Source organism: Cellulophaga sp. Hel_I_12 (assembly GCF_000799565.1).
Lineage (GTDB): Bacteria > Bacteroidota > Bacteroidia > Flavobacteriales > Flavobacteriaceae > Cellulophaga.
Genome location: NZ_JUHB01000001.1, coordinates 3,725,819 through 3,749,555, shown reverse-complemented (window position 1 = coordinate 3,749,555; position 23,737 = coordinate 3,725,819). Strand labels below are relative to the sequence as shown.

At 33.6% G+C, this 23,737-nt stretch carries 19 protein-coding genes; 10 read left to right on the top strand and 9 right to left on the bottom strand.

Annotated elements, in window-relative coordinates; genetic code table 11:
• Positions 1–268: 268 nt before the first annotated feature.
• A complete protein-coding gene (locus tag GQ45_RS16275; RefSeq protein ID WP_025613710.1) occupies positions 269–556 on the bottom strand; it encodes a hypothetical protein in 288 nt (95 codons plus the stop codon).
• 189 nt (positions 557–745) lie between these two features.
• On the opposite strand from GQ45_RS16275, the gene GQ45_RS16270 reads away from it, so the two are divergent.
• Positions 746–1,378, top strand: a complete 633-nt coding sequence (locus tag GQ45_RS16270) for an N-acetylmuramoyl-L-alanine amidase (RefSeq protein ID WP_047419609.1) — start codon at positions 746–748, stop codon at positions 1,376–1,378.
• A 166-nt stretch (positions 1,379–1,544) separates the two neighbouring features.
• Here GQ45_RS16270 and GQ45_RS16265 read toward each other — a convergent pair whose 3' ends face one another.
• The 5 genes from GQ45_RS16265 to GQ45_RS16245 form a co-directional block, all read right to left on the bottom strand.
• Positions 1,545–2,207 (bottom strand): ATPase, encoded by a 663-nt coding sequence (locus tag GQ45_RS16265; RefSeq protein ID WP_047419607.1) that lies wholly within the window; start codon positions 2,205–2,207, stop codon positions 1,545–1,547.
• Positions 2,204–2,890: a hypothetical protein gene (locus tag GQ45_RS18170; RefSeq protein WP_047419605.1), complete on the bottom strand. Its 687-nt coding sequence runs from the start codon at positions 2,888–2,890 to the stop codon at positions 2,204–2,206. The genes GQ45_RS16265 and GQ45_RS18170 overlap by 4 nt, the downstream gene beginning before the upstream one ends.
• 7 nt (positions 2,891–2,897) lie before the next feature.
• Positions 2,898–3,176: a helix-turn-helix domain-containing protein gene (locus GQ45_RS16255; protein ID WP_047419604.1), complete on the bottom strand. Its 279-nt coding sequence runs from the start codon at positions 3,174–3,176 to the stop codon at positions 2,898–2,900.
• 270 nt (positions 3,177–3,446) lie between these two features.
• On the bottom strand, positions 3,447–4,238 hold the full coding sequence (locus tag GQ45_RS16250) for an RteC domain-containing protein (RefSeq protein WP_231555215.1): 792 nt from the start codon (positions 4,236–4,238) through the stop codon (positions 3,447–3,449).
• Between the two features lie 81 nt (positions 4,239–4,319).
• A complete protein-coding gene (locus GQ45_RS16245; protein ID WP_047419602.1) occupies positions 4,320–6,716 on the bottom strand; it encodes an aminotransferase class I/II-fold pyridoxal phosphate-dependent enzyme in 2,397 nt (798 codons plus the stop codon).
• Positions 6,717–6,913: 197 nt separating this feature from the next.
• On the opposite strand from GQ45_RS16245, the gene GQ45_RS16240 reads away from it, so the two are divergent.
• From GQ45_RS16240 to GQ45_RS16225, 4 genes are all read left to right on the top strand, one after another.
• Entirely contained in the window at positions 6,914–7,288 is a 375-nt protein-coding gene (locus GQ45_RS16240; protein WP_047419601.1) for an STAS/SEC14 domain-containing protein, read from the top strand.
• Between the two features lie 41 nt (positions 7,289–7,329).
• Positions 7,330–8,313, top strand: a complete 984-nt coding sequence (locus tag GQ45_RS17690) for a helix-turn-helix domain-containing protein (RefSeq protein ID WP_052188302.1) — start codon at positions 7,330–7,332, stop codon at positions 8,311–8,313.
• A gap of 101 nt (positions 8,314–8,414) precedes the next feature.
• Entirely contained in the window at positions 8,415–8,852 is a 438-nt protein-coding gene (locus tag GQ45_RS16230; RefSeq protein ID WP_047419600.1) for a MauE/DoxX family redox-associated membrane protein, read from the top strand.
• A 77-nt stretch (positions 8,853–8,929) separates the two neighbouring features.
• Positions 8,930–9,175 (top strand): DUF6520 family protein, encoded by a 246-nt coding sequence (locus GQ45_RS16225; protein ID WP_047419598.1) that lies wholly within the window; start codon positions 8,930–8,932, stop codon positions 9,173–9,175.
• Positions 9,176–9,300: 125 nt separating this feature from the next.
• Here GQ45_RS16225 and GQ45_RS16220 read toward each other — a convergent pair whose 3' ends face one another.
• The 3 genes from GQ45_RS16220 to GQ45_RS16210 form a co-directional block, all read right to left on the bottom strand.
• Positions 9,301–11,619: a zinc-dependent metalloprotease gene (locus GQ45_RS16220; protein ID WP_081980940.1), complete on the bottom strand. Its 2,319-nt coding sequence runs from the start codon at positions 11,617–11,619 to the stop codon at positions 9,301–9,303.
• Between the two features lie 61 nt (positions 11,620–11,680).
• Positions 11,681–13,105 carry a RagB/SusD family nutrient uptake outer membrane protein gene (locus tag GQ45_RS16215; RefSeq protein WP_047419594.1) on the bottom strand — a complete coding sequence of 475 codons (1,425 nt, stop codon included), beginning with the start codon at positions 13,103–13,105 and terminating at the stop codon, positions 11,681–11,683.
• 17 nt (positions 13,106–13,122) lie between these two features.
• Positions 13,123–16,185, bottom strand: a complete 3,063-nt coding sequence (locus GQ45_RS16210) for a SusC/RagA family TonB-linked outer membrane protein (protein ID WP_047419593.1) — start codon at positions 16,183–16,185, stop codon at positions 13,123–13,125.
• Between the two features lie 830 nt (positions 16,186–17,015).
• Here GQ45_RS16210 and GQ45_RS16205 point away from each other — a divergent pair.
• The 5 genes from GQ45_RS16205 to GQ45_RS16185 all read left to right on the top strand — a co-directional run bounded on the left by GQ45_RS16205 (position 17,016) and on the right by GQ45_RS16185 (position 23,691).
• Positions 17,016–17,249, top strand: a complete 234-nt coding sequence (locus GQ45_RS16205; RefSeq protein WP_047419592.1) for a helix-turn-helix transcriptional regulator — start codon at positions 17,016–17,018, stop codon at positions 17,247–17,249.
• A 1,253-nt stretch (positions 17,250–18,502) separates the two neighbouring features.
• Positions 18,503–18,913, top strand: coding sequence for a Fur family transcriptional regulator (locus GQ45_RS16200; protein WP_026811287.1), 411 nt, complete (start codon positions 18,503–18,505; stop codon positions 18,911–18,913).
• Between the two features lie 67 nt (positions 18,914–18,980).
• Positions 18,981–21,164 carry a TonB-dependent receptor gene (locus GQ45_RS16195; protein ID WP_047419590.1) on the top strand — a complete coding sequence of 728 codons (2,184 nt, stop codon included), beginning with the start codon at positions 18,981–18,983 and terminating at the stop codon, positions 21,162–21,164.
• A gap of 1 nt (position 21,165) precedes the next feature.
• Positions 21,166–21,960, top strand: a complete 795-nt coding sequence (locus tag GQ45_RS16190) for a cation transporter (RefSeq protein ID WP_047419588.1) — start codon at positions 21,166–21,168, stop codon at positions 21,958–21,960.
• Between the two features lie 378 nt (positions 21,961–22,338).
• Positions 22,339–23,691: a TrkH family potassium uptake protein gene (locus GQ45_RS16185; protein WP_047419585.1), complete on the top strand. Its 1,353-nt coding sequence runs from the start codon at positions 22,339–22,341 to the stop codon at positions 23,689–23,691.
• The last annotated feature ends 46 nt before the right edge of the window (positions 23,692–23,737 follow it).

Genomic DNA, 23,737 nt, shown 5'->3' with positions numbered 1-23,737 from the left:
TCTAGGGAAGGCCTTGGCTATCTGAAAAAGTTGTGGGTTTTGGTTGATTCTCGTTAATGCGATATATAATCCAGCATTGAAAATCAGTATGGTGATAATCATTGCGAAGCTGAATGAGAATATGATGATTAACAGCGAGGCAAGAATGGAAACCATCATTAAGGCGAATAGAGAAATGGGCAGGCCAAATATGACTGCCCGTTTCCTAATGTTTTTATAGACCTCAAATTTTTTCATAGTGCTCGGAAATTAAATCCCTCTTAGAGGGTTAAACTACGATTGAAATCAGATAGGTAAATATGCCAACAACTGCACCTGCAATAAGGACGAAGACAAGAACTCTTGTTATTCCTTTTTTTAGATCAGCGTTTTCCCCAAAGAAGTGTCCTGCATTAAATAGGAAACCTATAAGGAATATGACCCCTAAAATAATGGGGAAAATTGTTCGGATGGTGTTTGAGACATCATCAACTGAATCTTCGATTCCACCAATTTGAGCAAAAAGCGAAGTGGATAGAAGTGAAAGGAATGTTGCCAAATAGAGTGATTTTTTCATAACAGAAAAGTTTAAATTTTTGATTCATTTTCGTTAGGATAAATTTACATATATTTGAATATAAATAACTGATTATCAAATATTTGTGAATAAAATATTATTTGTATTCAATTGAATTCAGTTGCTATTATTTGGCATCAAATTCTATGGATTTTTGAGAACTAACTGTTGATAACCTGAAAAATAGAAATGAAAAAAACACTCAAAAACGTCAGTTTTGTCTTTTTGCTCCTGCAACTATGTATCATTTTTGGTCAGGAAACTGCAACGCAAAAAAGAATACTAATTGACGTCGGACACGGTGGAAAAGATTCTGGTGCCATCGGAATAAATAAAATTCAAGAAAAAGATGTTGTACTCGATATTGCTTTGGAAATTTTGAGCTTAAACAAACAATCTAAAACGCCATTGGATATTTACTTGACGAGATATAGTGACACACTTATTTCGTTGTCGGATAGAACTAAGTTGGCCAAGGTTCTAAAAGCTGATTTGTTTATCTCTTTGCATTGCAATCATTCGGATAATCCAAATGCAAGAGGTTTTGAAGTTTATGTGACTAATGCAAAATCACAATATACTGAGAACGCCGTTTGGTTGGCTTTTGCGTTGCAAGCTTCATTTAAAAAGCAATTGGGTTTTGAAAGTAGGGGTGTGAAGTTTGCGAATTTTCAGGTGTTACGAGAAACTCTAGATTATTTTCCAGCTGTGCTTTTGGAATTGGGTTTTTTGAGTAATCGAGATGAAAATAATTATTTTTCAAACCGCTCTAATATTCGATTGTCAGCATTATCAATTTTACTAATTATTCAAAATTATTGAAACTATGAAAGATATATTTGTAGAACTAACTAAAAGTCTTAAGGCTATAATTGAACATTTTATTTCAGAAGTGATTTTGATTTACAGGTCATTTCGACTTTAGTAAATCCATTTGAAATTTTTAAATTACATTTTGATTGAATATTCACTATTTGCCAAAGTTCAATTATTTCCTTTTATCACCCGTATTTTCATCAAAAGCTATCAAGTTGAACAATTCGCGCATGCGGCTACGAACCCTACTTCCATAACGTTCCTCAAGTTCTTGCGCATTTAAGTTGGTGGTGGCATGGGTCATGATGTTATGATTTAAAAATAAATCGTGGCGAGAAAGTAATATTTCGCCCAAAACATTACAATCCTTTCCAAAATATTTTCCAGTAGGTTCTATCCCCAAATCGTCAAAGCAATAAAACTTTTTATCCCCATAGGCTTCAATGATTTTAAACCCTACATTATTAAATCCAAACGTGATATTTCTTGCGGGAATAACCTCGTAAGGCCTTTGGTGTGGTACAAGATATCGCAGCAGTTTCATCAAACTTGTTTTACCGCATCCTACAGGGCCAGATAACAGAAGCCCCTTATGGATGTCAATATCGAACTTTCTACAATTACCCACATCTTTGATAAAATAATTACAAAGTTTGTATACCAATGGATGATCTTCTTCAAAGATTTTAAAGTCTTTGCCAAAAAGCAATTTCCCTTTTGCATTAAGATAAAGAAGCATTTTATCAAAATCATAAAATACCTTATTCCCTCTTAAAGTACCTAAGGTATAGTGAGAATCGCCTTCAATGATGATATTTGGATGATGAAGATTCATAGCGGTTCATTGTATTTCTTGTGAATATCAACCATCAGATTATCAGCTTTCTTTTGTTTTACGAACGTTATTTTTTCTTTTTTTATTTCATTAGCCTTCAATACCCAATTTCGTGCAGTTGCTTGCCAATTAACAATTTTAGATTTCCCTCCTACTCGCCAACCAATGCCTTCGTAGTGATTATAAAACTTTTTTGCTTCTAATGCTGTCCAATTTTCTTTTAAAAAAAAATCTACAACTTCCTTTTCATTTTTAGGTTGGTCAAGTTTATTCTCATTTATATTCCTCTTTTTAGTTTTATTATGTTTGTTTATAGATACCATCGCTAGTCCACTACTTGTCTCCATATTGGTATGAAATGGGTCTACTACTTGTTCAGCACTTGTCCCAAAATTGAACATTTTAATTTTACTACCATGGAAAGGATTATACGAAGGAAGATACACCAAATATTTCCAATGATGAAGTTCTTTAATGCAGCGATGATACGTTGTTTTTGAACCTATTTTAGCTAACTGCATCACTTCATCACGATTGATATAAAAACTAGTGGAAAAATGATAATTATTCCACAATTGGAATAGCCCCATATACAAGCATATATGGGAAGGGTTCAAGCGTTTATCCTTAGAGAAGAGCAAAAAAACAGCATTCAGATGTTTTATATAATTTACTGATTCCATAACACTTCTAAAATTTATGATGAACTCGATTTTCCTCTAAAGCTTTTGTAATATCACGATAATCGTAATAAAGCACTCCACCAATTTTGGTGTAAGGTAGGGTTCCATTAATTCTCAAATTCTGTAAAGTTCCTGGGGAAATACTTAAATATTCTCTAACCTCGTGCGATTTGAGCCATTTTTTGGGTACTTGCCCATTCTGAGCATTTAATAATTTTTGAATGTCTCCCAATAATTCTAATTTGAACTCTCGGAGATCGTCTGTGGTAATAATAGATGTTGCCATAATTTTTGATTTAAAAAACAAAGCCGTCTAGGGTTTAGGTTTCATACTAGCGACGACTTTGCTTAGATTTGACTTTCGTGAGACAAAATTGGAAAACACTTTTGATATAAAATCAATAGACGACCCCAAGGTGGGTAATTTTTTTACTAAAAATTTAGCGTAAAAAAAGTCTTTCAAAACACCAAACAAGTCCAAATTACGTTAAACTTAATGTTGAAATTAGATAAAAATCACTGTTTTGGAAAACCCCACCTTGGGGTCATCTATCGGTTACTCCTCTAGTTGATCAAAGCGTTGGTTAAGAACCTCTTGTAATCTATCTAAAAATTTTGTTCTACTCGTTTTCCGTGCCCGAATCTCAGCAAATTTGTGGTAGTAATTTCCTAAATCTACATGAAATATTTGTTCAAATAAAATGGCCATCTCTTTTATGTCTGCGGCACCACTATTAATATTTCCACTACTTTGTAGTGCATATATTAATTCTACTAATTCCGTTTTGTTTCCTGTCCAAATTACATTTGGAGTATTCTTAAAAAGCCCTGATTTGGTTTTTTTTCCTTGATTTTCTAGTTTTTCAATTTCTTGCTGCAAGTAGTCAATCAACATGTCAAAAGCTATAATAGTAGATACCGCCGAATCTTGAAAAGTTGAGAATTCATGATCTACAAAGAAATGAAAAGATTGCGTAGGTGTTCTCAGATTAGATTTTCCTCTTATAAAATACTGTTCATCCAATGTGGTAGCGCCTCGTCGATAATAGTAATAAAACTCTAAATTTTCATTAAAATATATCTGAAGTTTATGTATCTGATGGTTTAGATATTTAATTTGATATTTGGTACCACTTCTAGGTCTTTTACTTTCTATATGATAAAGTTTCACGTAATAAATAAGTTTGCTAAAAAATTTAGGCTTTATATGTTTGAAAAATAATATCTCTTCTGCTTTTGAAAAGAAACCTTTTTCTAAAACTCTAATTCTAAGTCTTTTGATAGATTTCTCAGTTTGGGCAATACCCTTTTCAGCCTTGAGTAAAATATGTTCATGACATGCTTCCAAAGTTTTTAACTTGGTCTCAAAATCTAATATCAGTTGTTCAAACTTCACCCCTAGTACATACTCAATTAACGTATTTCACAACTATTCTAAAATATCTAATAGCTCCAAAGTATAATTATCTCCAGTTTGTATGTAGGCAAACTTCTCTTCCACCGTTGCTCCTAGTTTTCTTTTTTCAAATGATGCCGTCATTCCCAAATCAATTTTTTTAAAGTTGAGTTGAATTGCTCTTTTGATGGTCTGGAATAATAATTGTCTGTAGGTGTGAAACTCGGTTAAATAGTCATAATCCATACCTACAAATGCAGGAACATAAGTTTGGTTATCATTACTATAGCAACACATGACACCAATTAATACGTTTGGGGCTTGGGCTAAACTTATCATTATAAATTCCCATTGAGGATGTTCATTCATTGTAATGAAAAGTTTATTAGGAAATGGAAAAGTATTTAAACCCAAATTATTATGGTGCACATTTAAAAAAAGTGATGCTATCTGTTTTAATTGATCTTTTGTAACTTCTTTTAACACTTTTATATCTAAGGAAGGTTCTATCGCGAGAATTTCTTTTCTAACATGTTGTCTATTTCTTTTAGATAGTTTTGAAATATACTGCTCCATCGATTCTTTTCTCTCTAAATTAATGGCACATGAATTAGGCATTTGTATTCTTACAAATCCTTGACCTTGAAAGTATGAGTAGGAAGGTTCATCCCTTTTGAAGTCACGTAAAACAGTCATTTTCGCATTAAATTCATGCTCAAATTGTTCCAATTTCTGAACAAAAGCGTCTAAACCTTCTTTTCTCAAAGGATGCTTCTCGTCCACAAATAAATGATTCCCTTCTGTAAATAATGAACCTAAGCTGAGGACTGTTGATGTAAGGAAATAAGGATTAGATTTCCTTTTTTCCTCAATAGTCTTTGATGCACTTTCTTTTGACAACATATCGTCCTTCCACAAGCCAATCGTAAGATATGTGGCCAAAATAGGCTTCCTATCCTCATCGTAGATTATCACATACCTGTAGGTCCAATTATGCTCAATTAACTCATTATTTTGAAAAACTTTTTCTTGAAACTTAAGTCCCTCCCAATCAAAAATCCCATGATTTTTAAAGCAACTATTCCATAAATCTTTATTAATTTGTTCAATAGAGTTTTTAATTTCTACCGTAACAAGTTTTTGTTTTTCTTCTTTTAAAGGCCTTTTAAATTCTAAATTGAAGGCATTAAAGACACGAGAAGGATTGGTCAAAGTTTCTTCCAGTGCTTTGGGAAAATGATATTCCATAGCGGCTACCAAGCCTTTAATTTCTTCCTTTTGATTATGCCTAGAAATGGTTATACGAACCCCAGTATTTTTAACCGGTACCGCTGGAAATAAACCCAAGTTTACATAAAACCCTTCTTTCATAAGACGGTTGACAAAATTATAGCCCGTTTTTGGCATTCCAGTACCGATATAAAATACAGGAGAATTATTTTTATCCACTACTGGTAAATCTGTCTTTTTTAATAAAGTATTAAAGTAAAGAATCCTTGCTTTCAATTCATTTTGAAGCTCGTAAATTTCGGAAGATAAATGAATGGTCGCCGATGCAATTGCCGCCGCAACGGAGGCAGGTTCTAATTGTGCTGAAAAGGTTAATGGGCCTCCAAATTTTTTAATCTTATGATACATTTTCTTATTAGAACATGATAGAACTGCACCACTTGCCCCAAAGGTTTTACTCAAAGTACCAAATAATAAAACATTCTCAGGAAGTTCTTGAAGTTCACTCAAGGCATATCCTGTTCCATTTTTTCCAACCCAACTCATTCCATGAACATCATCAATATAAAGGTGTAATTGAGGATACTTTATACAAAGAGTTTTCAAGTCCTTAATAGGAGCATAATCTCCAAACATAGAATAAATACCATCTGCCATATACCAAATTCTTTTATGTTTGTTCAATTTTCCTTTAATTTTATCTTCTAGCATATTTAAGTCATTATGCCGAATCATATCAATTGGGACACTTCTATTCTTTAATACTTTAGCTGCACTTTGTACACTCCAATGAACCTGATGATCTAATATAATGGCATCTTGATCATCTACCGCACTAGGAATAACGCCCATATGCCCTAAAGTGCTGTTTTTAGTTATGATAATAGGATTATCATACATTGCCGTAACCTTTTCTTCGAGTTCACGATATAGCGGATTAGAAATATAAGTCTTAGATAAAGGAAATTGTGTTCCATACTTCATTATAGCCTCTATGGCTGCTTCTTTTAATCTATTATCTTGCTCTAAGCCTAAATATCCCGTAGTTCCAAAATGAAATAATCTCCGATTTTTCACTTCTATTATTTGTCCATTGAAGGATTCTCCGTCAGCATACAAATGCAAAACACCCTCGTTTTCTGCATCTGTAAAAACTTCATTAACGGTGTCTAAAAAGTTGTTGTGTTTTATTTTTGCCATGACTTTTATATTTAAGTCATATAATTTAACATCATTTGTAGGAATTTAGATAATAAGCAATTCTAAAATCCCTTAAAGTCAAGTTTTAATCCTTAAAAGTTAATATAAACACCTGTAATACAATACCTAAATAGGTAAATTTCCTTATTGTTCTTGATAATTTTGTAGATTTAAAGAAATTACCAGTTTTCTTTATTATGCGAAATTTTTTTGAAAATGATTATACTTCCTATAGGTTCTATGATGGTATATTACATATTATATATCATCAGGAAGTTATTATTGATATGACTGCAGCGGTTCAAATTGTAAAAGACCGATTGATACTACAAGAGGGCCAATCTTTTCCAATCCTCTGTGATATACGTGGAATTAAAGAAATTAATAAAGCAGCAAGATCTTACTTAGCCGTTGAAGGTTCCACCCTAATCAAAGCGGTAGCTGTAATTGTTGATCCTCCTGTTTCGGAAATAATGTGGGAGTTTTATATTCGAACTAGTAATCCTCCAATACCAACTAAATCGTGTGAAAATATAGATGAAGCCCTGCTCTTCCTTAAAAGTTTTATGTAAGTATTGTTATTTATCAAATTGTAATCTTTAAAACAAAGAATGTGAGTATAAGTAAAAAAGAGAGAATAAAAGATATAAAAGCTATGTTATTAGAAATGGCCTCCGGAAATTTCTTTTATCGTTTAGAACGATATGCAAAAAATGATAATTTAGAAGCAATAAGCATTTCTCTAAATATGCTAGCTGAAGAAATTCAAGCCACTAATTACCATCAAGGCTTTTCAAATTCCAATAGCCCAATATTAGATTTAGTTCAAATGAGTTTTATCATAGATAAAAACGGAACTATTGAAATGGCTAATCAACAAGCTTGTAATATACTATCAGTACTTATGAGTGATGTTATCGGTACTCCTTTTATATCTTTTTTAGAGCCCTCCTCCCAAATAACATGGAAGGCTTTGGAGAACAACTTAATTCAAAAAAAAATATCTGAAAGTTCTCTAGAACTAAAATTTAAAACTAAATCCGATTTATTAATTCCAAAAATAGCTTATGTTACTTCTTTTCATACGTTGCACTCAAAAATACCAAAGCTACTTATCACAATTATTCATCATTCTAATCACCAAAAAAAATTGGATAAAGAGCTTAAAACTAGTATTTCGCAATATATTGAAGAAGAGTATAAGTCAGAGAGAACAACTGAAAATCAACCTACAAAATCTAAAATAAGATTGAGTTTTGAGGACATACGAAAAATTCGTAAAGGTCGTGATATATTACTTTCTAATCTAAAAGCCGACTTTCCATTACTTAGGGATTTTGCATTATTGTTAGGCACCAATGAATTTAAATTAAAGTATGGCTTTAAAGAATTATACGGAACCACTGTACATCGATTTTTAATGAATGAACGCTTTAGGAATGCTCAAATGATGATTCAATTTAGTGATGAATCTCTAAAATCAATTGCACACATTAATGGCTTTAAAAGTATCTCACATTTTTCCAGATCATTTAAAAAACGTTATGGATATGCACCAAGTGTCCTGAGAAAAAAGTCTAGAAATAAAGATAATTAGCACTTGAAAAAGGAAAAAACAAAGTAAATCCTTTACAATCAATATTTTATCCCCTAAGAATAAATTTTAGTATAGAACTTTACCATATCAAATTAAAAGATATGGCCACTCCTAAAATCCCTCTCCAAATAATCGTGAAAACTATTTGTTTTTTGTTTATTCTTTTATGGGTGTATGCAGCCACAAGCAAACTACTAATGTATGATGAATTTCAAATTCAATTAAGTAAATCTCCCTTTGTCTCAAAGTATTCATCCCAATTAGTTTGGATAATTCCTCTTACTGAATACGTTCTAGCTGGATTATTTCTTTTTCAAAAATATATACTGAATGCTTTTTACCTCAGCCTTTCTATGATGGCACTTTTTACCTTATATATACTTTTTGTTTTAAATTTTAGTGAATCTATACCCTGTTCTTGTGGTGGAATTATAGGCCAATTAAGTTGGAACGAGCATCTTTTTTTCAATGTAGCTTTTATATTACTTGCTTTTCTTGGAATAGTATTTCTTAAAAGACAAAAACATATTCAATCCTAAAAATATTGCTGCGCAGCATCAGGGGAAGACCGAAAACCTGTAAAAAAGAGTAAGTCATTAATTTTAATTTTAATAGTATGAAACGTACATTTTTTAAAACCGTATTACCTGCTTTTGCAATTTTATTAGCAGTTGGGCTATCGTTTGCAACAACGACTGAAACCATAAGTGATCCTGCCTATTACAATCATCCTGTTTTAGGAGTTCAACCTGTTCCGGGAGGTTCTGATTGTCCTATTGAAGGAACAATTCCATGTAAGTTTAATGGATTTGACACCTTTGTAGATCCTGCATTGACTCTTCCTTATCTTAGACAAATGTAAATTTGCCTTTATGAGATTAAAAAAAAGGTGTCCAAATTGGACACCTTTTTAAACTAATTCAACTACATTAAGTTTTACTTACAATACTCTTTTGCTTTAAAACTCAAAATCTTCTGATAAAAATTTTATTCCTTTAGTTTATTTAATTCTTGTAAAAGAAGACTTAAATGTCCTTTACAACTATCATTTTTATCTTTATAAATTTTATTAGTAATTTCTTTTTTTAGCATCATTAATTCGTTTTTGAAAATACCCTTCGAATTTTGGCTGTAGAGAGAACGTTTTACGTCACCCACACTGAGCTCTCCTGTGTATTGAAGTCCAAATACTAATCGATCAATATAAAACTGCTGAATTTCTTGTCTTCGTCTATCCAGCATACATTGTTTATCCTTTAACTCTTTAAATAAGCTGTTCTGTATTTGTGCTACCACTTTTCTTAAAATTTTCAAATTATCTTTAGTATCCTCCGTATATTCAAGCCTTTTCATACGAAGTGGTGATACTAAATCAGAAAGAAGATTTATTTGTAATTCATTTAATTTATTAGGATAAGTAGAATAGTTAAGGTCTTTTTTCCATTCAGGATTTGCTAACCAATTTGGAGGGTTAAAGGCCTGGTCGAGAAAAAAATCTAAAGCTCGATATTGTTTCTCTAATAGAATTGAAGAGTACATTGTACCATCTTGCGCTGGAATCTTATAACGTATTTCAAATCCACCAATCAGTGACAACACTTGTTGCATTTGGCTTTGCCAAAGTTCTAAACTCTTATCGTATAATCGTTCAGCTAATTGATAGTCTTTTTTAGTTTGATTTACTTCTGGTATTAGCCCCATAACTTTCTCTAAATTTTTCAAGGCCAATTCGGTACTTCTGATAGGGTCATCATTTTCCACTACCTCATTAGTTGCACCAGGGCCTACAATTTCTCCAATTCCAATACTTCTTCTATACCACCGAATAGTATCCTGTACTCTAATGGTGGTCTCTAAAAATGCTTCTTCATTTTTAATTGAATTGGTTTTCACAAAGGGAGTATATCCCCAACGAATACTATAGATATCCGTAGGACCCACTTTTTGGATCAGTAGTGATGGCGGAATACTGTCCTCTGGTTGCACCAAATTATTATGTCTAGCATAGGTCATGATACTTGGTGTATGTCCCATTTTCTGCAACCAGTTTTGATCACGCATTTTATCAAAAGGATATGCATATTCCCCATAATGACCATCCATTAGACCAAAGGAATGTCCTGCTTCGTGAGCTACCAAAGATTGCAATAATTCTCCTACTAGGTCATCAGGAAATGGATATTGTTGTGCTCGTTTATCTAAAAGTGCGCATCGAATAAAATAAGCGTCCATTAAAAATTGTAAGGTTGAATTCATTAAAATATCAGATTTCAAAATTTCTCCTGATCGTTTATCGATCACACTATTTATGCTGGCTCCACCCCCATCCTCGTAACCCCTTACATTTCGAAAATTTCCCCATCGAACTATAGAATGGTTCACACTATTGAATTCTGTTGCTATGGTATTCCTACTCGAAGGATCTTCTACCACAATAGCATTTTTAAAACCCGCAGCTTCGAAAGCAGGAAGCCAATCTAGAATTCCTTTTCTTAAATATGACCACCATTTTTCGGGAATTTCGGGAGACAAAATAAATGCGATAGGTTTTATGGGTTCACTTAATGTTTGATCTGGGTATTTTTTTTCTAAGCGCCATCTAGCTATACTAGCAATGTTGTTCTTTGTTTTATAACCCAACCCACCTTCATAATCATCCGCCTTGAAACCCATACGATAATCATATAATCTGGGGGACATGGGCGCAAGCAGTCGATAAAAACTAAAATCTACTGGGATGGTTATTCTGGCTTGATCTTTAGTTACTCCCCAAATAGTTTGTATAAGGACTTCATTAGAAATATTTTTTGCTTTTTTAATAAAGGACAAATCCTTGACAATTGATTGATGGCTTGTTCTTTCCCATTCAACATGGTCACTTAATAAGAAATCTGAAATTTCTATAAAAAAAGTTTCTGAGGTACTCTTTTCTTTAATAATAGAAAATGTCGCCAAAATACTTCTGTTATTCCCTGGATTACTTGGAATTGGAATTTTTACACCCGTTAAAGACTCTACTCGGATAGCTTCTAAAAATATTCTATCTCTAAATTTAGACCATACAACATGTCTATTGACTACGCGTTGCCCGTCGTTGTGGCGAACAAAAAGCATTTCTTGGTTTAATAAGGTATTCGAAATTTCCATAAAAAGTTTCTCGCCCTCTAGGTATGTCTTTAAAAAAGGCTGCTCTTGCTTTATGGTTAGCTCGACAGACGTTTTAAAGCTATATATCTCCGGGCTCGAAATACTCGTCCGTCCAGAGAAATAGCATAGCATGCTTAGACAAATTATATATGATTTCATACGATGAGTATATTTAGTTAACTTGATGAATTATTAGGATAAGTACTATTAAACTTATCTCTTAATAGCCCATATTTTGAGGTTTTAAATTGGGGTTCACTTCTATTTCTGTTTCAGGAATAGGTAATAAAACATGTGTATCTTTCCAATTAGATTTTATGGGTGCTAATTCATTTCTAGCTTCTTCCGTTCGTTTCAAATCAAACCATCGCTGTCCTTGCTCTGTAAAAAACTCTACAAACCTTTCGTTAAGAATTTCAGTCAATAAGGTTTCTTTGGTGCTTGCTATGGTATTTGCAAGCCCTGCCCTATTTCTTATGGTATTCAAATCTGTTTGACTTTCTGCGATATTCCCTAAATGAGCTCTAGCTTCAGCACGAATTAAGTATTGCTCTTCCACCCTAAATAGGATGGCATACTCTAAAGACTCGGTGACATTAAAAATAGCCTTATACTTATTCGCAAAAAATAAAGTGGTTAGGCCATCTGAACTTGTTTTACTACCAACCCAAGCAATTTGTCTAGTATCACCTACTTCAAAAGAGTTCAATAATTTTTCACTTAACGAAAAAGCTTGCCCCGGAATAAAGCGAATTACAAATTGATTGGCTTCATAGGTGTTTCTATCTGAAATACCATTAGGTTTAAACTGCCATATCGTGCTTGAGCTATTTTTTAAAAATACCTTATTAACATCTGTTTCTAGAGCATAATTACTGATAACTTTACTAGCGATTGCCTCTGCCAATTCCCAGTTTTCTGTATACAAATACATACGCGCCAATAAGGCATTGGCCGTGGCTCTATTAGGAATGACTCTTTCACCAGTAGCGACATCATTCTTTAAAAGACTCACTGCTTCTTTAACATCTGCTATAATGTTTTGGTAAACGATGTCTATTGGAATACGCGAAACCTTATTATTAGCTATATAATTCGTAGTAGTGATATAAGGAATATCTCCATAAAGTGCGACTAACAAACTATGCATATAGCCTCGAATAAATAAAGCTTGACCCTTAAAATCCGCCTTTTCATCAGGACTTAACGAAACAGAGTTTTCGACTCCTTTTATAATGTCGTTGGCTGCATAAATTATAGTAAAAGCACTACTCCACCAGTTCGCTAGAAGCCCATTAGATGCTAATACACTATGCTGGTTCAATTGAGTATTACTCACATCAAACAAGTAATAGTCTAATTCGTCAGAATAGATACCCATGGCAGTACTTAATCCATTTCTACCAGAAACCATACTTTGATCACGCATCTTAACGTAAATGTTTGCTAATGCCGATTTTACAGTAGCTGCATCCTTAAAAACTGTTTCTGAGGTGAGATTATTTTTTGGCGCATCAACTTCAACAAAATCTGAGCAAGAAATAGCTCCCAATAGTACTAGGGCAAAACCAACATATCGCCATTGGTTGAAAACCTTTTTTAAGGCATATTGAAGATGGATTATTGTATGTATTATATGTTTCATAATATTAAATTTTAATGTTAAAATCCTAATTGTAAGCCTAAGGTGATTTGACGTAATGGAGGTAAAATAAGTGTTGAAGTTTGCTCTGGATCGGGACCGTCATAATTAGTAATGGTCCATAGATTTTGGCCTTGTAGGTATACGTTCACATCCAGTCCATACTTCTTTGTTTTTGGAATATGGTAAGAGAAAGAAATATTTCTTAACCGAATAAATGAGGCATCGGATACCGCTGCGGTACTAAACCTTTGATTGTCTCTAGCTTCAAAACCTTGGGGATTTAAGCTTGCGGTTGCCTGTGTGACGCTAACCTCGTCCCCTACTTCTTGCCACCTGTCTAACAAATCTACAGGTCCGTTTCTACGAAAGCCAGGGGCTGTTTGGGTAACGAAACTATTGTAACCCCTTTGTTTTTTAAATTGAAAAAATAGATCTAAAGAGATATTCTTATAGCTGAAGTTATTCCCAAGACCTCCGAAAAAATCAGGAGAGAAATCTTCAATAAATTTTCGATCCTCCAATCCAGTGATAAGCCCATCACCATTAAAATCTTTAAATTGATAAATCCCCGTTTCTGGATTTACCCCTTGAGCTTCAAAGAGTTTAATAATCGAAAGAGATTCGCCAATCACATAACGATTTGCAAAGACTGACGTTTCTAGCCCTGGAAACCTTACTAATCTATTCTCAGGAAGCGTAATATTAAAAGTACTATTCCATTGAAAATTTGTTCCTTTAATGTTTGAACTATATAAATCAAATTCGAATCCTGTATTTTCTACGGTGGCATCAAAATTTCCTGTTAAGCTGCTAAAGCCTGTCGTCGCCGCTAATGGGATACCTATAAGTTGATTAGATGATCTATTTTGATACCAAGAGCTGTTTAAAAGTAACCGATCTTTAAAAAACCCTAGTTCGAGAGCTACTTCCAGTTTTTTATTGACTTCCCATCCAAAAAGTGGGTTAAAAATTCCTGAAGGTTCAATGATACCGACCCCATTATAGTTAAGACCTGATACCCTATAGGTATCTAAGAACTGGTAATCTCCAATATTGTCACTACCAGTAGTACCAAAACTCCCTCGTAATTTACCAAAGCTCAAAAAAGAACTTTCTTTTAACAATGGTTCTTCTGAAAAAAGCCAGGCTAAACCTACCGCTCCGAAATTACCAAACTGTTTTCCTGGTCCAAACCGAGAAGAACCATCACGGCGACCCGTAAAATTTAAAATGTATTTACTATCCCAATTAAAGTTGATCCGACCAAAAAATGCCTGATAGTTGTATTCACTAGCACTATCTTCTACCACTTGCAGCGTTTGTGCAGCAGAAAGGTTACGGATTAATTCATTACTCGGAAAACCTCTTCCACTTACTACAAATTGTTCTGATGTTTGTTTTTGAAAGGTGCTTCCCACTAAAACATTCAAACCCAATTTATTCCATTGTTGTTTCCATTGCAACTGCGGTTCTACAATCCAAGATTGCCTTGAACCACTATTGGTGGTAAGTGTAGAGTAGCTTTCTGGGGTAAATCCAAAACTAGGATTTCTTGCGGTGCTTGGTAGTATTCTATAAGAATCAAGATCGTAAGTAGTAAAACCTAAACTAGTCTTAAATTCTAGATTTTTTGTTAAATCATAAGAGATACCTGCATTAGCAATTAATGTATTGATATTGACATTATAGTCTTCCTGTAATAGTGCTAATGGATTATCGAAAGTATTATTTTCCCAATTTAAATTCCCATTTTCATCGTAGAGCGTAGGTGCATTAGGCTCTAAAGTATAGGCCTTATTGGCAAGGTCGGTTCGTGGCAAGTTATTTGTTTCTCGGGAATATAGGGTGGACAGGTTTATCTTGAACTTATTATCTTTTGACTGATGATTGATGTTAGAATTTACTGTTACCTTTCCATATTTTGAATCTCCCGGAAATACCGTGGTTTCATTTTGATAAGCACTACTGATTAAAAATTGAGTTTGATCACTTCCTCCCGATATAGAAAGTTGCAATTGATTTCGGTAAGAAGTTCCTCCGATTAATACTTTTTGCCAATCGGTGTATCGGTTTTGATCCCAAGATTTTATATCAGGCCACACAAAATCAAAAGCAGGGTTTTCTAAAAATGATCCAAAGCCATCGTTACTGATACCTTCTCTACGGACCTCTAAATACTCTTGTGTATTCATCAGATTTAAAAAATGAGACACCGTCCCAAGGGTAGAGCTCATGTTTACGTTAAACTTAGTTTTTCCCGTTTTCCCTTTTTTAGTGGTTATTAGCACAACCCCGTTTGCAGCTCTTGACCCATAAATAGCTGTAGCATCGGCATCTTTAAGCACCTCAATACTTTCAATGTCATTTGGATTCATGGCATTGAGAGGGCTAATGTTAGCCCCATTAATCCCTTGCGATATACTTACTGATTCTAAAGATTCTGAACCATAAGGAACACCATCCACAATATATAAAGGTTCTGTTCCGCCATTGAGAAAATTTCTACCTCGAATTTCAATATTGAAACCTCCTCCTGGTACACCTGTATTTTGTACAATATTAACCCCTGATAAATGGCCCTGCATTGCTGCCAATGGATTATTCACTGGTTGTTTTTCAATAATTTTAGCGCTTAATTTTGCAATATTTCCTGTACGCTCTTTTTCTTTTACCGTATAATATCCGGCATTAAGCGTTATACCCTCTAATTGAGTTATAGCTTCTACCATTTGAATGCGTAAAATATTTTGTTGGTTTACTAGCACATTTTGGGTTACAAAACCTAAGGCAGAAAAAATTAGTATATCATTGGGGCTGGCTTGAATACTGAAATTACCGTCCATATCTGAAGTAACCCCAGAGCTACTGCCCTCAACCATAACAGCCACTCCTGCTAGCGGAACCCCATTGGTATCGGTAATTTCTCCTTTAATTATTGCTTGTAGCCTATCTAGTTTTATGGATAAACTAGGTGTATGAAAAGTGGTTGATGCCGAAATTTGCATGTAAGTAAAAAAGACCATTAGATAGCCTAGACTGCGAATTAGGAAACGACCCTTACAAATCGATTTATTTTTCATAATTTTGAAATGATTAGTTATTTATTAGTTAATTGATTTATTACCTCCTATTGACCCTGTGAAAGTTGACTAGGAGGTTTTTATATGTTTGTTTTCTTTGGTTTATGGCATAGGCAAAAAGAGGTTTAGTGTATATTTCTAAAATTGGCTTGGATGTTTGTACTCCTTAAATGTCCTGTTCATTCAGGAAAAGTTGATTCCTATAGCAAACAAGGAGGTTAGGGCTACAAAAGCATCGATGCCTTTAGCTTATAAATAGGGTTTGTTCGGATTCAATTCAATGTGGGATCGTTACTTATGGGAGAAAAGAGTACTACGTAATCCGAAAATTGGCTATGCGTTACTCCCATAATAAATTACTTATATCGGGTTTTTAGGCTTTTTCTTAAAGAGAATATCAAACACAGATAAGATCAACCTATAAGAATAGGGTAATAGATCTTTTTGTATTGATGTACAAAACGTGTTGTGCATTCGCTTTTTAGCTTAAAACTGACAAATGCTATACTTCTATAAGGAAACGGCGCTAAGAAACGTAGTGAGTGCATAACCATGGTTAAAAAAAGGCATGGAACTCAGCTTACTGCCTTAGAGGTACTGGTATACCGAGGAACAATAAGTGAGCCCACGCCCTAAGACGTGAGCATCTTACTTATCATTTCGTTCCTGTAAAATTACCAGTTTTCTAAGACGAAATTCAAAGCGAATGCTTCAATATTTTTAGTTGAAGAATCGCAAATTTAATATTACTAGTGCTAATATAATAATAAAAATTGAATTACGGTCGAACGACCGTAATTTTTTATTGAGGAAATAATTTCTTTGTCAATATGACTAACATCAATAATCAAATATGTAGCTATATTACAAGGGAATGGTTGCATCCGTGGCTAAAAGAAGGAAAGTCTCAAAATTCGTTTGCTATTAAACATGACATTGATGAAAGTACTATACGTAAAATAAAGGGAGAGAAGGAGTATCGAATTCCAGTAGAGACTTTAATTAAAATCTGTGAGGCTAGAAATATCAGACTTTCCGAATTTTTTAAATTGATTGGTCAATAAGATACCTAATTTGGAGCTTTAAAATTTAAAATTAAGATATGTATCTTTTGGTTTACTAACTTTATAAGTCTGTAAATTAAAAAGGTTGTTATTACGTTTATCCCGAAACATAAACCTATAAACAGTATATTTTATAGAGATATAACTAGTTGTATTTAATAAGATCAGCCTTTTGGGTTCCAAATACTCTTTTTCGGACGCTATTAAGCTAAGAGTAGTACAATTTTTAAAATACTGAGGAATGGAACTTTGAATAAAGTTTCGTTTCAAACTGATTCGATTGACATCGTTGAGAGTTTCACTATCAAAACGTTGGGAACGTATATCAGTTTGATGAAGGTACTGGAAATTTTTGACATAGTCAAGTGATTTACAGATCCTGAGGGTATTATAAAAATTGGAGTGAGTGGAGTTTGGAAATAATAGCGACCGTTTTTTGATGACGATGCCTTATCAGTCTGGGTTGATAAAGCACATAATAAAAAAAGCAAAAGATATATGGAGCGCTTTTAATGTGGCGGCTGACTGACATCGTATTTAAAAAATGTATATTTACTAATGAATAAATACTAAACACAACAGCACATATACGGCATTAAAACGCCGCATATCTGCATACGTTGTATTTAATAAGATCAGCCTTTTGGGTTCCAAATACTCTTTTTCGGACGCTATTAAGCTAAGAGTAGTACAATTTTTAAAATACTGAGGAATGGAACTTTGAATAAAGTTTCGTTTCAAACTGATTCGATTGACATCGTTGAGAGTTTCACTATCAAAACGTTGGGAACGTATATCAGTTTGATGAAGGTACTGGAAATTTTTGACATAGTCAAGTGATTTACAGATCCTGAGGGTATTATAAAAATTGGAGTGAGTGGAGTTTGGAAATAATAGCGACCGTTTTTTGATGACGATGCCTTATCAGTCTGGGTTGATAAAGCACATAATAAAAAAAGCAAAAGATATATGGAGCGCTTTTAATGTGGCGGCTGACTGACATCGTATTTAAAAAATGTATATTTACTAATGAATAAATACTAAACACAACAGCACATATACGGCATTAAAACGCCGCATATCTGCATACGTTGTGCATAATGCAAAAAATCGTTCTAAAATTCAACATTTGAACTAAAAAAGCCAACCGCACAAACAGCACATATATTTTTTTCCAACCGCAATAAGCCACCGCTAAAAAAATAAAAGAGCTGTTTTTCGCCAACGCTCGAAAAAAATGATACATTAGGAAAATGCAAACCGAAGAAGAAATCCTAAAAATAAAAAAAGTGAAAAACACCGCAGTCAGAACTGTGGTTTTACGTCATCTTTTGAGCCAAGAAAAAGCACAATCGTTGAAAGATATTGAAAACGCATTGGCATATACGGACAGAAGTTCGATTTTCAGAACGCTGAAAAAATTTGAGGAAAACAAAGTCATCCACAGCATTGAAGATGGTTCAGGAATGACCAAATATGCGGTTTGTGCCAAAGGTTGTAACTGCGACCCAAAGGATTTGCACTATCATTTTTATTGCACAAACTGCGATAAAACATTCTGCCTTTTTGATGTTCCTATTCCCAAAATTCAACTTCCCGAAAACTTCAAACTACAACAAGCAAATATGGTCGTAAAAGGTCTATGCGATAACTGTAACAAGTAATCTTTGCAATCGAGTTGCAGTAAATCCTAAATACATTTGCATTATTCTTTTAAACCAGAATAAGCAGATGAAAAACATATTTTTAAACACATTATTTTTATTCGTATCAATTATATCTTTCGCACAGACGAGTGATATTTCCATTTCTGTTAGAGATGCAGAAACTAACGAACCACTATTGGGAGCGACCGTCTATTTTGAAGAATTAGAGAAAGGAGCAGTAACCGATTTTGACGGAATTGCAAGGTTCACAGAAATCCCAAACGGAAACCTTATTATAAAAATTTCTTACATAGGCTTTGAAACCATAGAAACTACTATTGATGTTGGAACAAAAACAGCGTTCGATTTCAAGCTCGAATCGGGAGGAAATGAACTTGACGAAGTAGTCATACAATCTTCAAGAAGTACAAGAACTGTTAGAAAAATACCGACGAGAATAGAATTTATCGGAGCGGAGGAATTAGGCGAAAAAGCAGTAATGAACCCGACAAATATTTCAATGGTACTTCGAGAAAGTACAGGCATACAGATGCAACAAACTTCGTTAAGTAGCGGAAATACCAACATTAGAATTCAAGGTCTCGATGGACGCTATACACAACTTTTGAGAGATGGATTTCCACTTTATGGCGGTTTTTCCAGCGGTTTGAGTATTTTACAAATTCCGCCATTAGACTTAAAACAATTTGAAATAATAAAAGGAAGTTCATCAACGCTTTATGGTGGTGGTGCAATTGCAGGTTTGATAAATATGGTTTCCAAAACACCAGACGAAGAACCTGCTTTGGATATTATGTTGACACAAACCCAAGCTCTGGGAAGTACAGCAAATGTATTTTACAGCAAACGGAATGAAAAATTTGGTGTTTCACTTTATGGTTCAGGTCATTATCAAAAAGCGTATGACCCAGAAGATGATGACTTTAGTAACTTACCAAAAACAACTTCGATTTCATTCAACCCAAAGTTCTTTTATTATCCATCGGAAAAAACAACATTTTGGTTTGGCTTAAACGGAACGTATGACGACAGAATTGGTGGCGACATCACAAAAATTGAAAGTGGCGAAAATGGCATCCATCAATATACCGAAGAAAACGTATCGAAAAGATTGAGCAGTCAAGCGGTTTACGAAACTCAAATAGATTCCGTCAGTTCATTAACTATCAAAAATAGTATCTCGTTCTTCGACAGAGAACTGACCATTCCCGATTTTACATTTGACGGTAAACAAACCAATACATTCACGGAAATAAACTATCAAAAGTCAGCCAATAAAACAGATTGGATTTTTGGAGCAAACCTATATACTTCTGATTTTGATGAAAATGATAATGCAACTTTGCAACGCGACCAAACAGATATAACTTATGGAGCATTTGCAAATAACATTTATGACATTTCGGATAATTGGATTTTGGAAACAGGATTGCGAGCAGATTACAATACTGATTTTGGCTTTTTTCCGCTTCCACGAGTTTCATTGCTATACAAAAACGATAGTGGATTTTCGAGCAGAATTGGTGGTGGATTAGGTTACAAAATTCCAGATATTTTTACAGAAGAGGCGGAATTTATCAATTTTGAAAATGTACTTGGTATTGATAAATCTTCACTAAATGCGGAACGTTCTTACGGTGTAAATCTTGATTTCAACTATCAAACACGTTTATTTGAAACCGTTGGTTTTTCTATTAATCAACTGTTTTATGTAACTGCGATTAATGATGCATTACTGTTAAATTCAACTGATAATGGATTTTTCCAATTTGAGAATGCAACAGATGAAATTTTGAGCAAAGGTGCTGAAACAAACATCAAGTTTACCTATAAAGATTTTCGTTGGTTCTTGAATTATGCACTCATTGACACAAAATTGAATTATTTGGCTGGAAATCCACAAAAACCGCTAACTGCAAAACATAACGCAGGAAGTGTTTTGATGTACGAATCTGAAAAATGGCGAATCGGTTACGAAACGTTTTACACAGGAAAACAATTTTTGTCTAATGGAACAGAAACAACCGACTTCATAACAATGGGTTTTGTGGCAATGCGAAATTTTAAATGGGGAACAACGTTTGTGAATTTTGAAAACTTTACGGACAGAAGACAAAGCAGGTTTTCGTCATTGGTTTTGCCACCACACGACAATCCAGAATTTTCCGAAATTTATGCACCAACAGACGGTTTTATATTTAGCGTTGGAGTAATAATCAAACCTTTTGGAAACGAAGATGACGACTAAAATGAACAAAACGATATTTGAAATCAGTAAGATGGATTGTCCTTCCGAGGAAAATCTTATACGAATGAAATTGGATGGAATCCAAGAAATCAAAAATCTCGATTTTGACATTCCCAACCGAAAATTGACCGTTTTTCACGATGGTCATAACGACCAAATTGAAAAGTCAATTATCGAATTAAAATTAGGCGGAAAGAAAATCTCGACCGAAGAAACCAACAAAAAAGATTTTGTAGAAAACACCAACCAAAAAAAGCTACTTTGGATTGTACTGGCGATAAATTTTGTCTTCTTCATTATCGAAATGACCACAGGGCTCATCTCGAAATCAATGGGATTGGTTGCCGATAGTTTGGATATGCTTGCCGACAGTTTTGTTTACGGAATTAGCTTGTTTGCGGTTGGCGGAACGTTGATTAAGAAAAAACGGATTGCAAAAATTGCAGGCTATTTTCAGATAACACTTGCGATTATCGGATTTGTGGAAGTGTTGAGAAGATTTTTTGGAGCCGAGAAACTTCCCGATTTTTCAACGATGATTATCGTTTCGATTTTAGCACTTATCGCAAACGGAATTTGTCTTTACATTTTGCAAAAGTCAAAGAGCAAAGAAGAGGCACATATGAAAGCGAGTATGATTTTTACTTCCAATGACGTGATTATCAATTTGGGAGTAATAATCTCAGGAATTTTAGTGAATTGGCTAAATTCCAACAAACCTGATTTGATTATCGGAACAATCGTTTTTATAGTGGTAATACAAGGTGCATTTCGGATTTTGAAATTAAGTAAGTAATCGGAATTGCCAACGCTGAAAGCCATACACATTTACAGTCGCTCAAGCCATCGCACCACCAAAACTGTAAAAGAATATGTCTTGCCAACGCTCAATTTAGAACTAAATAACAAACATCGGAAAACCAAGCAAAACGTGAAAAGCACTATGCACAACAATGTATATAAAACATAACTATTACAAGCTTTCCGAGAGGTTTTTGCTTCTCTATTAAGTCCACCAAATTTTTATTTTTGTATATTTAAAAAATTAAAGATAAATAGAAAAAATAAAAATTTGGCTCGTGTATAATCCGAAAAGTTAGTGTTTATTTATACGCTACGTTTCATATACTAGACCGTTGTGTGTCATTTACAAACAAAAACCTGAATACAAGAAATGGAAAATAAAACATACAAGAAAATATCTAATTGGTACCGAAAATTCCAAATTAGTAAATCACCTCAAATGAATTTAGTTTGGGGATTCTTTTTGTATACGCTCATTGGATTTATTTTACTGTCTATTCCTTTATTTCACAAAACCGATATATACTTTTTAGATAATTTGTTTATTTCGACTTCTGCAATTTCTACTACTGGACTTGTAACTATAAGCGTTTTCGATTCCTATAATTTTTTCGGTCAGTTTGTTATTATGGCATTAATACAAATTGGCGGAATTGGATATATGACGCTAACGACATACTATTTAATATTTACCACAAAAAAAATAACGCATTGGCATAGTAAATTAATAGGTGCGGAATTTACTTTACCCAATACAATTCAGATAAAAGATTTCATCAAAAGCGTTATTGTTTTTACTCTAATAATGGAAACTATTGGAGCTATACTTTTCTACTTTGCCTTTACCAATTCTGGAATGGGAAGTTTAAAAGCAATTTGGTTTTCAATTTTTCATAGTATTTCATCGTTTTGTACAGCTGGATTTGGATTGTTTAATGATGGTTTCGAAAGCTATCAAGACAATACTTTTATAAATACAATTATTTCTGTATTAGCAATTTCTGGTTCTTTGGGTTTTATTGTAATTACAGATTTGTGGTATCGAATTAGGGGTAAATCAAAAGAAATTTCGTTTACAACTAAAATCATTGTTTATGGCTTTTTGTTTTTGCTTTTTTTAGGTACTTTACTCATTTACACAACAGAGTCATCATCTATTCTCAGCTCAAATAGTTCACTAATGACCTCTTTCTTTCAAGCAATGTCAGCTATGACAACAGTTGGTTTTAACACTATACCTATAGGTGAATTATCCTTGCCAATATTGCTGCTTGTAACCTTTCTTATGTATATCGGAGCTTCGCCTTCGGGAACAGCAGGAGGAATGAAAATAACGACATTAACGGCAATGCTATCGATATTGAAAAGCCGATTGTTTGGTCAGAAAAAAATCACATTTTTAAACCGACTCATTCCATTTGAGAGAATATATGTTGCGACATCTACTTTTATGCTTTACACGAGTTTAATTTTCTTGTTTTCATTTTTACTTTCTTACTTTGAAAACTTTTCTTTTGAAAGCATATTATTTGAAGTAGCATCCGCTTTAGGAACTGTTGGATTAAGCACAGGAATTACAGGAGATTTATCTAATATTGGGAAAACATTGATAATTATTTTAATGTTTATTGGTCGAGTTGGAGTTCTAACTTTTGGATTTGCTTTGTTGCAACAAAAAGATAACGATTCTAAAAAAATCAGAGCTGATGATTTGGCTGTATGAAAAAATTAATTTTAAGAAAAATAGAAAAAAACGCCACACAACAATG